13 protein-coding genes are annotated in these 16,090 nt (G+C 63.0%); 2 read left to right on the top strand and 11 right to left on the bottom strand.

The window, feature by feature from the left end; translation table 11 throughout:
* Nucleotides 1–40 precede the first annotated feature (40 nt).
* The 11 genes from DY201_RS08820 to DY201_RS08770 all read right to left on the bottom strand — a co-directional run bounded on the left by DY201_RS08820 (nucleotide 41) and on the right by DY201_RS08770 (nucleotide 13,713).
* Nucleotides 41–1,195, bottom strand: coding sequence for an ABC transporter substrate-binding protein (locus tag DY201_RS08820; protein WP_115730869.1), 1,155 nt, complete (start codon nucleotides 1,193–1,195; stop codon nucleotides 41–43).
* Between the two features lie 219 nt (nucleotides 1,196–1,414).
* Complete coding sequence (locus DY201_RS08815) at nucleotides 1,415–2,326, bottom strand: LysR family transcriptional regulator (RefSeq protein WP_108607052.1); 912 nt, start codon at nucleotides 2,324–2,326, stop codon at nucleotides 1,415–1,417.
* Nucleotides 2,327–2,966: 640 nt separating this feature from the next.
* Nucleotides 2,967–4,031: an ABC transporter ATP-binding protein gene (locus DY201_RS08810; RefSeq protein WP_115730868.1), complete on the bottom strand. Its 1,065-nt coding sequence runs from the start codon at nucleotides 4,029–4,031 to the stop codon at nucleotides 2,967–2,969.
* Nucleotides 4,032–4,050: 19 nt separating this feature from the next.
* On the bottom strand, nucleotides 4,051–4,842 hold the full coding sequence (locus tag DY201_RS08805; protein ID WP_115730867.1) for an ABC transporter permease: 792 nt from the start codon (nucleotides 4,840–4,842) through the stop codon (nucleotides 4,051–4,053).
* A complete protein-coding gene (locus tag DY201_RS08800; protein ID WP_115730866.1) occupies nucleotides 4,839–5,753 on the bottom strand; it encodes an ABC transporter permease in 915 nt (304 codons plus the stop codon). The genes DY201_RS08805 and DY201_RS08800 overlap by 4 nt, the downstream gene beginning before the upstream one ends.
* A 64-nt stretch (nucleotides 5,754–5,817) precedes the next feature.
* Nucleotides 5,818–6,924: an ABC transporter substrate-binding protein gene (locus DY201_RS08795; RefSeq protein WP_115730865.1), complete on the bottom strand. Its 1,107-nt coding sequence runs from the start codon at nucleotides 6,922–6,924 to the stop codon at nucleotides 5,818–5,820.
* A 239-nt stretch (nucleotides 6,925–7,163) separates the two neighbouring features.
* Nucleotides 7,164–8,336, bottom strand: coding sequence for an iron-containing alcohol dehydrogenase (locus tag DY201_RS08790; protein ID WP_115730864.1), 1,173 nt, complete (start codon nucleotides 8,334–8,336; stop codon nucleotides 7,164–7,166).
* A gap of 35 nt (nucleotides 8,337–8,371) precedes the next feature.
* A complete protein-coding gene (locus DY201_RS08785; RefSeq protein ID WP_115730863.1) occupies nucleotides 8,372–9,760 on the bottom strand; it encodes an aldehyde dehydrogenase family protein in 1,389 nt (462 codons plus the stop codon).
* A gap of 74 nt (nucleotides 9,761–9,834) precedes the next feature.
* The gene (locus DY201_RS08780) at nucleotides 9,835–11,205 is read right to left on the bottom strand and encodes a glutamine synthetase family protein (protein ID WP_115730862.1); all 1,371 of its coding nucleotides are present in this window, start codon (nucleotides 11,203–11,205) and stop codon (nucleotides 9,835–9,837) included.
* Between the two features lie 107 nt (nucleotides 11,206–11,312).
* Complete coding sequence (locus DY201_RS08775) at nucleotides 11,313–12,872, bottom strand: amino acid permease (RefSeq protein WP_115730861.1); 1,560 nt, start codon at nucleotides 12,870–12,872, stop codon at nucleotides 11,313–11,315.
* Nucleotides 12,873–12,891: 19 nt separating this feature from the next.
* Nucleotides 12,892–13,713 carry an N-formylglutamate amidohydrolase gene (locus DY201_RS08770; RefSeq protein ID WP_115730860.1) on the bottom strand — a complete coding sequence of 274 codons (822 nt, stop codon included), beginning with the start codon at nucleotides 13,711–13,713 and terminating at the stop codon, nucleotides 12,892–12,894.
* Nucleotides 13,714–13,872: 159 nt separating this feature from the next.
* On the opposite strand from DY201_RS08770, the gene DY201_RS08765 reads away from it, so the two are divergent.
* Both DY201_RS08765 and DY201_RS08760 read left to right on the top strand, forming a co-directional pair.
* On the top strand, nucleotides 13,873–14,700 hold the full coding sequence (locus DY201_RS08765; RefSeq protein WP_115730859.1) for a MurR/RpiR family transcriptional regulator: 828 nt from the start codon (nucleotides 13,873–13,875) through the stop codon (nucleotides 14,698–14,700).
* A 228-nt stretch (nucleotides 14,701–14,928) separates the two neighbouring features.
* Nucleotides 14,929–16,089: an efflux RND transporter periplasmic adaptor subunit gene (locus DY201_RS08760; RefSeq protein WP_115730858.1), complete on the top strand. Its 1,161-nt coding sequence runs from the start codon at nucleotides 14,929–14,931 to the stop codon at nucleotides 16,087–16,089.
* The last annotated feature ends 1 nt before the right edge of the window (nucleotide 16,090 follow it).

Genomic DNA, 16,090 nt, shown 5'->3' with positions numbered 1-16,090 from the left:
CAAAGCGGCCTGGCGAGGGGGGCATCGTTTGTTGCCGGCCTCAGCGGCCGCCGATCACGCCGATATAATCCGACACCCAGCGATAATAGGGCACGCACTGGTCGTTCTGGCTGGCACATTTCGACACCGGCGTCTTCCAGAACTTGATCCTGGCGAACTCCTCGAAGCCGTTGGTCTTGCAGCCTTCGTCGGTGAGCAGAGCGTTGCCCTTGCAGGCGGCGGGCACTGCCGGGTTGGAGCCGAACCAGGCGGCGAGGTCGCCCTGCAGCTTGGGATTCAGTGAATGCTCGAGCCACATATAGGCGCAGTTCGGATTGGCGGCGTCGACATGCATCATCGTCGTGTCGGCCCAGCCCGTGGCGCCCTCTTCCGGGATGGTCGAAGCGACAGGCTGCTTTTCGGAGCCGAGCAGGTTGACCTGGAACGGCCACGAACCCGAGGCGACGACGCCTTCGTTCTTGAAGTCGTCGATCTGGATCATGGCGTCGTGCCAGTAGCGGCCGACAAGCGTGCGCTGGACGCGCAGCAGATCGAGCGCTGCCTTGTACTGATCCTCATTGAGTTCGTAGGGATCCTTGATGCCGAGTTCGGGCTTGTGCGCCATCAGGTAGTTGGCGGCGTCGGCGACGTGGATCGGGCCGTCATAGGCCTGGACACGGCCCTTGTTGGGCTTGCCGTCTGGCAGGTCCATCGCCTCGAAGACGACGTTCCAGCTCTTCGGTGCTTCCTTGAACACACTGGTGTTGTACATCAGCACGTTCGGGCCCCACTGATAGGGCACGCCATAATGCTGGCCATCGACGGTGAACCACGGTGCGTCCTTGAGGCGCTCGTCGACGGTCGACCAGCTCTTGACGAGATCCGTATTGATCGGCTGCACGCGCTTGCCGGCAACGAGCCGCAGCGAGGCATCGCCCGAAGCGGTGACGAGGTCGAAGCCCCCCTCGTTCATCAGCGCCACCATTTCGTCGGAGGTGGCAGCCGTCTTGACGTTGACCTTGCAGCCCGACGCCTTTTCGAAATCCGTCACCCAGTCATAGTTCTTGTCGGTCTCGCCGCGCTCGATGTAGCCCGGCCAGGCGATGATGTTGACCTGGCCTTCGCCGGCGCCGATTTCTTTGACCTGCGCCACCGCCTGGCCGGAAAAGCTGCAAGCCAAGGCGATTGCCGTGCAGGATTTCAGAAATGCCTTCATCTCGATCCTCCCATGTGCAGGAACCGCTCTCTTATTGGCGGTGTTGCCCTGAAACGAAAGGTGCTGTGAAAGCGCAGGTTTCGCAAATTCATTCGAAAGAAGGGTGATATCGGTTTTTCCGATACCGAGAGCGCGCCGTGTCCGGCAGGACGCGCAAAGTACGCTCTGGCATCCTAAAGCTGCGTATCGTGCTTCCGACACCAATTTTCAGGCGCCACGTCAAAGCTTCTGGCGAACGGTCCGCTGCGCTTGCGCGATGCCGATGAAATCGCGCGCCGCCGCCGGCAGCGACGAGCCGCGCCGCCACACCATGCCGACCTGCACCACAGGCAGCGAGCCCGAGACGTCGCGGGACTCGATGCGGTCCCCTTCGAGCGACCAAGGCCGGTAGACGAGGTCGGGCAGCAGCGCCACCCCTGCCCCTGTCGCGACCAGCGAGCGTACCGCCTCGACCGAGCGCGTACGGAAGGCGACATGCGGTTTGGCACCGATCGCCGAAAGCAGTTTGCCGGTGTTCTCCTCGATCTCGTCGACGGACAGCATGATCAGTGGCTCGGATGCGATGTCGCCCACGCTGATGATTTCGGCCGAGGCGAGCGGATGGCCGAGCGGCAGCCAGAGACGATAGGCAGAGACCTCGAGGATTTCCGATTGCAGCGCCATGCGGTCGCGCAGGTTGGAGGTCACCATGACGGCGAGATCGAGCTTGCCGCCGACAAGCAGGTGCTCGAGATAGTCTCCATTGTCCTCGATCGCCGAGATCTCTACGGCCGGATGGGCGCGGCGATAGCGGGCTAGCAGATCGGACAAGACGTAGCCGGCGACCAGCGAGGTGACGCCGAGCTTGAGCTGGCCGGTGGCGGTGGCCTGGCCGCCAAAGAAGGTGCGGCGCGCGTCCGACACGTCGGCGAGGATCTTGGTGGCGTGGCGCAGGAACTGGTGACCCTTGTGGGTGATGTTGAGGCCGCGCGGATGGCGCTCGAACAACTCGACGCCGAGATCGCCCTCCAGTTCCTTGATCGCTTCGGTGACCGACGACTGCGAGATCGACAGGTTCTGCGCCGCGCGCGAAATCGTGCCCTGCTCGGCAACGGCGACGAAGAACTGAAGCTGGCGAAGCGTGAAAGCCATGGCGGGATTAGACAAGGCGGTAAGGTGTTTGGGAAGGGGCCTCGGGGCCGTCATCGCGCAACCGTCATTGCGGGGCGAGGCAAGCGAGACCAGGGCTTGCGGGCCCATCACCCAGCAGGAGAACCGACCGCCTGCCAGCCCGGCACCGGCACGTCACCCCGAGCCCAGACGCCGGGGCCCCGTGGAAGATCGCGAGGTCTCTGATACGGGAGATGGAGAGGGCGTGGAGAAACGGCGGCGGTTATCCACGCTGGATGCTGACAGAGGTCACATGCGCTTGTGCCTAATGAGGCAAAATGAGGCAAATCTCGCAGGTCGCGATCCTCCCCCCTCTGGCCTGCCGGCCATCTCCCCCACAAGGCGGGAGATCACGCCGTCATCGACCTCTCGGCCAATCGCCAACATCGCTGGGCTAATCCCTGCGATGTTCCAGGGTGAGCCCTGCCGGCGACGAGACTAATCTCCCTCCTTGTGGGGGAGATGGCCGGCAGGCCAGAGGGGGGTGCGAAGGAACGAGGCGCATGGCGATCTGCGCAGAAACTGCCGGGCTGCGGCGAAAGCCCAAGGCAGCGGCTGCCAAAAAAGCAAAGCGGGGAAAGCCTTCCCCGCTTTGCTCAGGATTTGTTCGATACAAAGCCCCCTAGTGCAGCACCAGCACGTCTCCGGAGGAGAAGCTGATTTCGGTCTTTTGGCCAACGACCGGCGGTGGGCTGCTTGGGCTGTTGAAGGTGTCGAGCGACACCACATTCTGGCCGACGCCGACGCGGACGCGGATGACCGAGCCCAGGAAATGCACGTCGGCGATCTGGCCGGTCAAGTTGGAGTCGTTGCCGGCCTTGCGGCCGAGCGAGATCGCCTCGGGCCGCAGCGCCAGCGACAGCGTGTCGCCTGATTTGGAGCCGTTGAGCTTGCCCTTGAGGCCGATCTCCTCGGCGTTGATCTTGACGGTGCCGGAAGCCGCATCGCTGATCGTGCCTTCGAGCACGTTGAGCGTGCCGACGAAATTGGCGACGAACTTGGTCGACGGGCGGTTGTATATCTCGAACGGCGTGCCGGTCTGGTCGGCCCGTCCTTCGTTCATCACCACGATGCGGTCGGACATCGACAGCGCCTCTTCCTGGTCGTGGGTGACGAAGATGGTGGTGATGCCGAGCTTCTTCTGGATCGAGCGGATTTCCTCGCGCAGCGAAATACGCACCTTTGCATCGAGCGCCGACAGCGGCTCGTCGAGCAGCAAGAGCTTTGGCTTGGGCGCGAGCGCGCGAGCAAGTGCGATGCGCTGCTGCTGGCCGCCGGAGAGCTGGTAGGGATAGCGGTCGCCGAAGTCAGGCAGCTTGATGATGGCGAGCATCTCGTCGATGCGCTGCTGCGCCTGCGCCTTGGGCATGCCGGCAACCTTGAGGCCGAAGCCGATGTTCTGCGCCACCGTCAGGTTGGGAAAAAGCGCATAGGCCTGGAACACCATGCCGATGTTGCGCTGGTTGGGCTTGAGGCCGGTGACGTCCTTGCCGCCGATCAGCACCTTGCCGGCCGAAGGCTCCTCGAAGCCGGCGACGATACGCAGCATCGTGGTCTTGCCGCAGCCCGATGGTCCGAGGAACGAGACGAACTCGCCGGCACCGACGTCGAGGTTGAAGTCCTTGACCACGGCGACGTTGCCGAAGGACTTCTTGACGCTCTGGATGGAAAGGAAGGGATCGGCCATTGGCTTGTGCTCTTCTTGTTCAGTTCGGGCGGTTTGCCGACTTCGGCGCGAAACGGGCGAGAATCTGGATCACCGACATGCAGCCCCAGGTGATGGCAAAGGCGATGACCGCAAGCGCTGCCGGCTCATAAGCGCGGTTGGCGCCGATGTTCTGCAGATAAGGACCGAAGGCCGGGCGGTTGAGCAGGCTCGCCAGCGTGAACTCGCCGATGACGATGGCAAAGGTCAGGAAGGCGCCCGACAGCACGGCTATCAGCACATTGGGCAGGATGACGCGGGCGATGATCGTCGTCCAGCCAGCGCCGAGAATCTGTGCAGCCTCGGTCAGCGTGCGCACGTCGATAGTGCGCAGGCCGGTGTCGACGGCGCGGTACATGTAGGGCAGCGCCAGCGTGGCATAGCCGATGACCAAGAGCGCATCGGTGCCGCGGGCCGAGCCGAGGAACGGCAGCGGCGAGTTCGAGCCATACATCCTGATGTAGCCGAAGACGATCACGATCGCCGGGATGACCAGCGGCAACAGCGTGATGAACTCGACGATTGGCCTCAGCTGCGGCATGCGCAGCCGGATCCAGTAGGCGGTTGGCACGACGAGGAACACGCCGAGCAGGATGGTGAACACGGCGACAGTCACCGAATAGGCGAAGGTTTCCTGGAAACGTGCATCGCCGAGCACCACGCGATAGGCGTCGAAGGAATATTCGCCGCGCCGCATGCGCAGCGAGAACTCGAAGGTGGCGATCAGCGGGATGAAGAAATAGGCGGCGCCGACGATAAAGACGAGCCAGGCCCAGAAGCGACCGGTCTTCATTTCAGCCACCTCTCGCTGCGGGTGCGGAACCAGATGTAGAAGATATTGGCGAGGCCGGTGACGACGATCATGCCGAAGGCCAGCGCATAGCCGAGATGCGGATTGTGCAGCACGTCGCCGCGGATTTGCGCATAGAGCTTGATCGGCACGATGTTGAGCGACGAGCCGGTGAAGGCATAGGCGGTGGCGATGGCGCCAAAGGAATTGGCAAACAGCAGGATCACCGTACCGAGGAAGCTCGGCCACAGCACCGGGATGACGACCATTCGCCAATACTGCCAGGTTGTGGCGCCAAGCGTGGCCGCCGCCTCGCCCCACTCGCGCTTAAGCCCGTCGATCGCCGGCGTGATGATGACGATCATCAGCGGGATCTGGAAGAACAGGTAGACGATGATCAGCCCGAACGACGTCAGGACATTGAAGCCCATCGCGTAGATGTCGATGCCGATGTTGCGCAGGAGCACTGTCACCAGGCCGAGACGGCCGAGCGTGGCAAGGAAGGCGAAGGCCAGTGGCACGCCGGCGAAATTGGAGGCAACGCCCGAAAACGTCATCGTCGACGAGCGCACCCAGGCAGGCAGGCCGCCGCGCACGATGGCGATCGCCATGGCCAAGCCGATGAAGGCGCCGATGGTGGCCGACCAGAAGCTGATCTTGATCGACACCCAGTAGGCATCGCGGATCGACTTGTCGATGAAGAGCTGACGGATGTTGTCGAGCGTGTACTGGCCCTGGTCGTTCTGGAAGGCGCCGATGACGAGGTAGAGCGTCGGCAGGATCAAAAACATCAGGGCGAAGATGAAGAACGGCGCGACGCCGAGCCAATGGGTCGGCAAGCGGAAACCGCTGCGAGCGTCCGGCGGAGCGGAGCGTGTGGCGATGGCCGTGTCGGATATGCTGGCTTGGGTCATCGGGGCGCCGTCTTGAGAGAAAATGCGGGCGGCCGCGAAGCCGCCCGCGATAGCAGATGCTCAGTTACTGAACGTTGGCGCCGACAACGGCATCCCACTGCTTGGTGATAGCTTCCTTGCCCTTGGCCTGGTCTTCAAGCGTTGGGAACACGGCCTTCTCATAGGCAGCGGCCGGCGGCAGCTTGTCGAGCATGTCCTGCGGGATCTTGCCGTTCTTGGCGAGATCGTTGAAGCGGATCGGGTGGCAGTAGCCCTTGAGCCAGCCGAGCTGACCTTCGTCGGAATAGAGATACTCCATCCACAGCTTGGCAGCGTTCGGGTGCGGCGCATAGGCGCTGATCGCCTGGACATAGACGCCGGCAACGACGCCCGAGGCCGGGACGACGACGTCGACCGGCGGGTTGCCGTTCAGCGTGTCGCGACCAGCAAGGGCGTTGTAGTCCCAGGTGATCAGGATCGGAGTCTGGCCCTGTGCGAGGGTGGCCGACTTGCCGATGACCGGCACGAAGTTGCCCTTGGCGTTCAGCTCCTTGAAGAAGGCGAGGCCCTTCTCGGCAGCCGAAGCCGCGTCGGTGGCACCTGAGCCGAGACCGGCGGCATAGACGCCCTGGATCGCCTGGTTGGACGCGCGCGGGTCACCGGCGAGCGCAACCGAGTTCTTGTACTCGTCCTTGAGCAGATCGGCCCAGTCGGCCGGCGCATTCTTGACGAGGTCCTTGTTCACTTCGAAGGACAGCACGCCGTAATAGTCGCCGTACCAGTAGCCTTCGGCGTCCTTGGCGGTATCGGGGATCGAATCCCAGGTCGCGACCTTGTAGGGCTGGATCAGGCCGTCGGCCTTGGCCTGCGGGCCGTAGGAGAGACCGACGTCGATGACGTCAGGCGCCTGCGGGCCCTTGTTGTCCTTGTTTGCCTTGATCGCCTCGATCTCGTCGCTGGAGCCCGCGTCGGGGTTCAGCTCGTTGACAGTGATCTCGGGGTACTTCTTCTTGAAACCTTCGATGACGGCGCCATAGCCGCACCAGTCATGCGGCAGCGCGATCGTGGTCAGCTGGCCCTCCGCCTTCGCGGCGGCTTCGAGTGCGGCCATATCCTGGGCCGACACAAAAGCCGTCGTCACCATCAGCGACGCCGCGCTTAGGGAAAGCACTTTCCCTGCAAACTTGAACATGTTGTTCTCTCCGTTGAACTGACGCCATGAGACGCCTGCGATGCGGTAATTGCTTCATGTGACAGTCACATGAAAGTTCCATGAAGCCAGCGCCCGCAGTGGGAAAAAGTTAACTACTTTTAATCGGTTGTCGCAATCGTCGCCGTTGTTTACCGGCTAATTAAATTCCGGATGCCTCCCAAACCCCTCCCCTTTGTTTTGCCGACTATACAATTCGGGATCACGTCTCGACACTAGTCTCAAACCGTCCCTTCGATGGCGTTTTCAAGCAAGCCGAGCGCGGCCTTCTTGGTGAGCTTGACCGGGTTGCCGCCGGCGGTCGGATCGACCACCGCCATGTCGGCGATCAGGGTCTTGCGCTTCTTGTCCATGTCGAGGCCCTTGATCAGGCTGGGCAGCGCGTGCGGCACCTTGAGCTCCTTGCGCAGCTTGATGACCGCCTTGGCGAAACCGTCGAAACCGCCCTTGATTCCGCAATAGGCCGAGAGGCGGGCGATCTTCGCTTCGATGGCATCGCGGTTGAAGGCGAGCACATAAGGCATGAACACGGCGTTGGTCATGCCGTGATGGGTGTCATAGAGCGCGCCGATCGGATGTGACAGCGAATGGATGGCGCCGAGGCCCTTCTGGAAGGCGGCAGCCCCCATGGCGGCGGCACTCATCATGTGGGCGCGGGCTGTCAGATCCTTGCCGTTGGCATAGGCCTTGGGCAGGTTCTCGAACACCAGGCGGATGCCTTCGACAGCGATGCCGTCGGCCATCGGATGGTAGCCAGGGGCGCAATAGGCTTCGAGGCAGTGGGCGAAGGCGTCCATGCCGGTACCGGCAGTGATGAAGGACGGCATGCCGACCGAAAGCTCGGGGTCGGCGATGACGATCGCCGGCAGAAGCTTGGGATGGAAGATGACCTTCTTTGTGTGGGTCTCTTCATTGGTGATGACACCCGCACGGCCGACCTCGGAGCCCGTGCCGGCGGTGGTTGGCACGGCGATGATCGGCGCGATGGCGTCGGAATTGGCGCGGGTCCACCAGTCGCCGACGTCCTCGAAATCCCACACTGGCAGCGTCTGGCCGGCCTGGAAGGCGATCAGCTTACCCAGATCGAGCGCCGAGCCGCCGCCGAAGGCGATGACACCGTCATGCTTGCCCTTCTTGAACACGGCGATGCCGGCGGTGAGGTTCGATTCGACCGGGTTCGGCTTGACGTCGGAGAAGACGCCATAGGGCACCTTGGCGTCGTCGAGGATCTTCAGCGTGGATGCCACGACCGGCAGCTTGGCGAGTCCGGGATCGGTGACGAACAGCGGCTTCTTGATGCCGGTGGCGGCAAGCACGTCGGGCAGCTCGGATATGCGGCCGGCGCCGAAGCGGACGGTGGTCGGGTAATTCCACTTGGAAACGAGTTTGGACATTTTTTGCTTTCAGAATCAGATTGGCGTTCGGGAAATCAGATCTTCTCGCGCAGGTGATACGACTTCGGCCGGGTCAAATTGTCGTAGCCGATCTGCGACAGCGCAGCACCCTTGCCGGTGTCCTTGACGCCGGTCCAGACAAGCGCCGGATCGAGATAATCGCAGCGGTTCATGAACACGGTGCCTGTCTCGACACGGTCGCCGACCGAAATGGCGTGCTCGGTATCAGCGGTCCAGATCGAAGCGGTGAGGCCGTAGGGGCTGTCGTTCATCAGCGCGATCGCCTCGTCGTCGTTGCGCACCTTCATGATGCCGACGATCGGGCCAAAACTTTCGTCGCGCATGACCGACATCTGGTGGTCGACATTGGTCAGCACCTCGGCCGGCAGGTAGGGCGAACCCGCCTTGTCCTGGTCGTCTTTGGTGTTCATGTGGGCGACCGCACCCTTGCGCAGGGCCTCGGCCTTCTGCTCGCGGATGAAGTCGGCGAAGCGCGCCTGGGCCATCGGCCCCATCGTCGTTGCCTGCTCGAGCGGATTGCCGAGCACATAGCTCTTGGTCTCGGCGATGAAGCCCTCGACGAACTGGTCGTAGATCTTCTCGTGGACATAGACGCGCTCGATGCCGCAGCAGCACTGGCCCGAATTGAAGAATGCGCCCTCGACGAGATTGGCAACCGCATGGTCGAGCTTGGCGTCGGGCAGCACATAAGCCGGATCCTTGCCGCCGAGCTCGAGGCCGAGCGTCATGAAGGTGCCCGCCGCTGCCTTTTCGATGGCGCGGCCGCCAGCGACCGAGCCGGTGAAGTTGACGTGGTCGACCTTGCCCGAGGCGAGCAGCTTCTCGGTCTGGGCGTGGTTGAGCACCAGGTTCTGGAAGACGTATTTCGGCAGCCCGGCGGCCTCGAAGGCCTTGGCGAAACGCTCGCCGACGAGCAGGGTCTGAGCGGCGTGTTTGAGGATGACGGTCGAACCGGCGATCAGCGCGGGCACGATGGTGTTGACGGCGGTGAGGTAGGGATAGTTCCACGGCGCGATGACCATCACCACGCCGAGCGGGTCCTTCTTCACGTAGCGAAGGAAGCCGTCCTTGGGGTTGGATGCCGGCACCGGCGCGAGCGCGCGCTCGGCGATCTCGACCATGTATTGGGTACGTTCCCTGACGCCGCCGAACTCGCCGCCATAGCGGGTCGGCCGGCCCATCTGCCAGGCCAGTTCGGGCACGATCTCGTCGCTCATCGCAACCAGCGCCTCGAGCATCTTGAGCATATAGGCGGCGCGCTCGGCGACCGGCACACGGGCCCAGTCGGCCTGCGCTGTGCGGGCGCGTTCGACTGCTGCATTGATCGCCTGGTCGGAAGCGACCGGCCGCTCGACAAAGATCGAGCCATTGATGGGGGATTTGAGTTTGACCGTCTCGGTCATGTCTATTGTCCTTCCAAGTTCAACACCCTCCCCTGGCCGGCAGGCCAAAGGAGGGTCACGCAATGAGGGTGACTTTAGTACCGCTCGAAGCCTCTGTGCAGCTCCCAGTCGGTGATGCGGCGGTCGTATTCGAACTGTTCCCAGCGCGCGGTGTGGACGTAGTGGTCGACGACCTCCTCGCCGAGCGCCTCCCTGAGCATCTTCGACGATGCAAGCGTCTCGGTGGCATCGCGCAGGGTCTTCGGAATTTCGGGCAGGCTGGCAGCCTGGTAGGCGTCGCCGACAAACGGCTTTTGCAGTTCGAGCTTCTCGTCAATGCCGGCAAGACCGGCAGCGATCAGCGCCGCGAAAGCGAGATATGGATTGAGGTCGGCGCCGCCGATACGGCACTCCATGCGGATGCCCTTGGTGCCCTCGCCGCAGAGGCGGAAGCCGGCGGTGCGGTTGTCCTCGCTCCACATGATCTTGGTCGGCGCAAACGTCCCCGACTGGAAGCGCTTGTAGGAGTTGATGTAGGGCGCCAGGAACCAGGTGAACTCCTTGGCGTATTTGAGCTGGCCGGCAGACCACTGCTGGCCGAGCTTGGACAGGGTCCATTCGGCACCCTTGTCATAGAACAGCGGTGTCTTGCCGTCGGCACTCCACAGCGAATTATGGATGTGGCTGGAGTTGCCGGCGAGCCCGTAATTGTATTTGGACATGAACGAGATCGCCTTGCCTTCGGAGGCGGCAATCTCCTTGGCGCCGTTCTTCAGGATGACGTGGCGATCAGCCATCTCGAGGACTTCGGCGTAGCGGACGTTGATCTCTTCCTGACCCGGGCCCCACTCGCCCTTGGAGTTTTCGATCGGAATGCCGGCGGCTTCCATCTCGTTGCGAAGCCGGCGCATGACGCCTTCTTCCTTGGTGGTAATACCGATCAGATAGTCGCCGATATAGGGCGAGGCGGTGTCGAGGTTCTGCCAGTGCTTGGCGCGGGCCGAATCGTAGGTTTCTGAAAACAGGTAGAATTCGAGCTCGGAGGCGAAATAGGCGAGATAGCCGCGCTCCTGGAGGCGCTTGACCTGCTTGCGCAGGATGCCGCGCGGCGAGTGCGCCAGATCCTCATGTGTGTGGTGATCCTTGAGGTCGCAGAGCAGCAGCGCCGTCTTTTCGAGCCAAGGCACGTTACGGATGGTGTTGAGATCGGGCTTCATGACGAAATCGCCATAACCTTTCGACCAGCTTGCCGCCTTGTAGCCGGGCACCGGCTCCATATCGATGTCGTTGGCCAGCAGGTAATTGCAGCCATGGGTCTCGTCATAGGCGGATTCGACGAAGTACTTGGCGAGAAACCGCTTGCCGACCAGACGGCCCTGCATGTCGACGGCGCAGGCGAGCACCGTGTCGATCTCGCCTGCGGCGACAGCCTTCTTCAACTGATCGAATGAGAGATTTCCAGCCATTTTTGTTCCGCTCCGGGCAATGCCACTTTCAGGTTTTGGAAGATCGTTCTGAGGGTTGAAACAAGACGTGGCCGGCGCATGGCCGGCCACGGCCATTTTGAGAAGTGTCAGTGTCCCGTTTCGCCGACGGCGCGTTCTGCCGCTGCGATCTCGGCGGCGCGCTTGGCGACCTCCTCGCCGATCGGCGGCCCCTGGAAGCGCTTGGCTTCAAAGGCAAACCAGACGATGCCGGTGACAACCAGGAAGCCAACGGTGATGTAGAGCGCCCAGTCGTTCGGCGGTTGGATGCCGATCACGAAGATCAGGATCATGGCGATGATCGACAGCACGGCGAACAGCTTGAAGACACCTTCACCGAGATTCCATGGACCCATCTTGTCCCACTTCGAAGTGCCCCAGGCCATCAAGCCGAGCGCGATCGGAATGGTGAATGAGAAGAACAGGAAGATGACGGTGCAGGCCACGACGATGGTGTAGACTGGCGTTTCGCCGATCGAGACCAGCGAAGAACCCCAGACGAACAGGACGGCGAGGATCGAACCGGTCCAGATTGCGGCCACCGGCGTACGGTAGGTCGGGCTGACCTTGGCCAGCGCCTTGGAGCCCGGCAGGCCGCCGTCACGCGAGAAGGCGAAGATCATGCGCGACACCGACGTCACCGTTGCCAGGCCGCAGAGCCACTGGGCGAGGAAGATGGCGAGGTAGAGCAGATCCTTGACGACCGGGTTGACCTGTTGGTCCATGCCCCAGAAGAACACGTTCCAGCCCTGCTTGGCGGCTTCGTCCATATTCGGCAGCATCAGCACGAACGAGCACAGCATGATGTAGCCGAACAGAGCCGACCACAGCACCGAGCCGACCATGGCGCGGGGCACCGAGTGGGCCGCCTTCAGTGTCTCTTCCGAGGTATGCGCCGAGGCGTCGTAGCCGGTGATGGTGTAGATCGGCAGCAATAGACCGAGCAGAAACACCCAGGTTGCAGAGTTGGTTGGCCAGACGTTGCCTCCCGCTTCGCCCGAATAGTTCGAGAAGGTGAACAGGCGGCTGATTTCATAGCTGTCGGCTGCGGCCAGGCAAACGACGGCAAGTGCGATCGCGGTCGCGAAGATCAGGTAGCCGGAGAAGTCGGTAAGCTTGGCGGTCAGGCCGATGCCCATGTGGTTCACCAGCGCCTGCAACCCGGTGATGATCGCCAGGAAGATGATGCGGGTGGTGGTGGTATCCTCGAGCCCGAGATAGGTCGTGCCGAAGGCGCCCATGAAGAAGTAGTAGGTGCCGACGTTGATTGCGCCCAGCACGGTGACCAGACCGAGCAGGTTGAACCAGGCGGTCAGCCAGCCGGTGAAGCGGTTGCCGAGGATCGAGCCCCAGTGATAGAGGCCGCCGGCGGTCGGATAGGCCGAGCTGATCTGGGCCATGGCGACGGCGAAGACCAGCGACACGAAGCAGCCGAGCGGCCAGCCGATGCCGATGGCGGCACCGCCGGCGCCAGACGTTGCCTGGGCGAGCGAATTGATGCCGCCCGACAGGATGCAGATGATGGAGAACGAGACGGCGAAGTTGGAGAACTGGCTCATTCTCCGTTCGAGTTCCTGGGCATAGCCCATGCTGTGGAGGACTTTAACGTCCTCGCTCTTGTCGTGTTCGGAATAACCAGGCGATGTCATTTTGCATGTCCCCTTATTGTTATGCCTTCGATTGAGCTGCGCGTCCGTTGCCCGCCTGGAAACCGGGCGCTTCGCCCGCCTCCGGTTCGAGCCCTTCAAAGATGCCCGTGAGCAGATCCGCCCATCTCCGCTGCCCGGTCTGCGCCGAGATTTCGTCGTTACGGATTTCGATCATCGCGCACGGCAGGCCGCGCGACCTGCCGTGGTGTTCCAGGGTAAAATAGACGCGGTCGGCCGGCGCATAGGGCTCGTTGATGCCGACAGTTATGCCGTCGAGGGTCTCCAGCGCGGCGATCAGCGGCGCGGCGAGCCGGGCGTCTTCGTCATGGATGATGCCGATGTGCCAAGGGCGCGAGACGCCCTTGTAAACCGGAGTGAAGGAATGGACAGACACCAGTCTCGTCTCCCGCCCTTCGCGGAGCCGTTCCGAAACGACCTCGTCGATCGCATCGTGGAACGGGCGCCACGATAGCGCGATTCGCGCCTCACGCTGAGAGGCGGTCAAAGCGGCGTTGCCCGGAATGGCTGTTGTCTCGCTGATCTCCGGGATCAGGTCATGGGCGGCGAGTGGCCGGTTGCAATCGATGGCGAGCCGCGACACGCAGGATTCGACAAGCGTCGCATCGAGGCCCTCGGCCATACGCCGCGATACCGGCAAGGCGCCCGGGTCCCAGGCGATGTGGCGCTGCATCTCTGACGCGTCCAGACCGAGCGTGCCGTAACTTGTGGGAAGATGATTTGAAGCGTGGTCGCACAGGATGACAAAGGGGCTGCGCCCGGCCCGGTTGGTCACCCGGACGGCATTCGACATTGCTCGCGCAGCGGCCTGGCCCGTTCCCATTCAGTCATCCCCGGGGCCGTATCGTATGTTACGTATTTTTGTTCATTGCGCCCCTATGGATGATTTCATACACATTGTAAGAGTTTGTCAAATGTCATTTCGGGCCTGAGCCGGACTGTGCGCTGGGCCAGGCGGCAGCCAATGCAGCAGGGGATGCGGATGGTTTCGAGCGTTGCCGAACTGATCACTGAGAAGATCGACACAATGCCGGCAGGCGAGCGCCGGGCGGCGCAGACGCTGATCGCCTCCTATCCACTCATCGGGCTGAAGACGGTGGCCGAATTCTCGCAGCAGGCCGGCGTCTCCTCGCCCACCATCCTGCGTTTCGTGGCCAGGCTCGGCTTCCAGAATTATCCGGAATTCCAGTCGGCACTCCAGGACGAGCTGGCCGCCCAGTTGCAATCGCCGGCGTCGCGCACGGCGACGACGCCGTCGCTGCTGCCCGCCTCGACGGCGCCCATCCTCGAAGCCGTGCTCGAAAATATCCGCGAGACGTTCCGGCACATCTCCGACCGGCAGCTCGCCGACATTGTCACCCAGCTGGCCGGCCCGAAAGGGCACGTCTACCTCGTCGGCGGACGCTTCACCGACCCGCTGGCGCGCTACATGGCAGCGCACCTCAACCTGATTCGGCCCGACGTCACCCATCTCGTCGGCCAGGAAAGCCTGTGGCGCGACAAGCTCATCGACATGAGCAAGCGCGACACGCTGCTGATCTTCGACATAAGGCGCTACCAGGACAGCCTGATCCGCTTCGCCGAAAAAGCCCATGCCAGGGGCGCCACCATCATCCTGTTCACCGACCAGTGGCTGTCGCCGATCGCACGCTTCGCCCGCCACGTGATATCAGGGCGCACGGCGGTGCCATCGGCATGGGACTCTTCCTCGGCCCTGTTCGTCGCCGTCGAAACGGTCATCGGCGCACTGACCAGCAAGCTTGAGACAGAAGCGGCAAGACGCATCCGCGCGATCGAGGACCTGCGCTGAGCGCGCGGCCAATCCTGCAAATATTACGCAGATTTAATGTGCTAGGCGCCGAGAATTGCCCTAAGCCTCGGCTGACGAACTAGGTTATACTGGCGTGCCCTTACGAGCTTGCGCCCGGTTGCCGACGAACGATCACTTGGCGAGGTGCAGCGACGGCACAGTGCTTTGCCAGCGATGAGAAGCCACGTGTTCCCGAGCGGAACGAAAACGCAGCAGACCGGAGTACGCATGGCCGCCTGGAAGCAGATTGTCTTGGCAATTGTCATTGTACTTGCGGCAGCCGCCGGATGGGTGCTGCTGGTGCCGAGCTCGCGCACCGTACTGGCCAGTTGGGGCATCGACTGGGCCGAGGCCAAGACGGAACAGCCGCAGGCGGCGCGCGGCGGCAGCGGCGGCAACCGCCAGGGCGGCAATCGCGGCGGCAGCCAGCCACAGACACCCGTCGTCACGCAGACGGTGACATCCGGCACGATCAACGACCGGCTGTCGGCGATCGGCACCGGACGGGCGCTCAACTCGGTCGTCATCAACCCCTACGCCTCCGGACGGCTGACCGAAATCTCGGTCGCGGCCGGCGAGAAGGTCACGGCGGGCACCGTCATTGCCCGGCTCGATTCGGATTCGGAAGAGATCGCGCTCGAGCGCGCCCGCATCGCCCAGGGCGACGCCGAAGCCTCGCTGGAACGCATCAAGGCGCTGCGTGCCACCAACACGGCGACGACGGTGCAGCTCAAGGAAGCGGAACTCGCCGTCGAGAACGCACGCCTTGCCGTGCGCGACGCAGCGCTTGCACTCGACCGCCGCACCATCACGGCGCCCATTGCCGGTATCGTCGGCATTCTGCCGGTCGAGGCCGGCAACTACGTCACCAGCCAGACCGCCATCGCCACCATCGACGACCGCTCCAGGATCATCGTCGACATCTGGGTGCCGGAACGCTTCACCGGGCTCATTTCGGTCGGCGCGCCGCTGACGGCAAGCTCGGTCGCCCGCCCCGGCCGGGTGTTCGAAGGCGAAGTCAGCGCCATCGACAACCGTCTCGACGAACAGAGCCGCACGCTGCGCATCCAGGCCCGCATCGACAATGACGACGACGCCCTGCGCGCCGGCATGTCGTTCCAGGTCGCGATGCAGTTTCCCGGCGACACCTATCCCTCAGTCGACCCGCTGGCGATTCAGTGGGGTGGCGACGGCGCCTTCGTCTGGGCGCTCGACAACGGCAAGGCCAAGCGCGTGCCGGTGCGCATCATCCAGCGCAACACCGACAGCGTGCTGGTGCAGGCAGCGCTGACATCAGGCGACAAGGTGGTGACCGAAGGCATCCACACGGTGCGGGAAGGCGCCGAGCTGCTGATCGCCGGCCGCGAAGCCGCCGGCAGCGGCTCCTGAG

This window comes from Aminobacter aminovorans (assembly GCF_900445235.1).
In the GTDB taxonomy this organism is placed as follows: Bacteria; Pseudomonadota; Alphaproteobacteria; order Rhizobiales; family Rhizobiaceae; genus Aminobacter; species Aminobacter aminovorans.
Note: the sequence above shows the minus strand (reverse complement) of the source record. Positions and strands in the feature narration are given on the sequence as shown.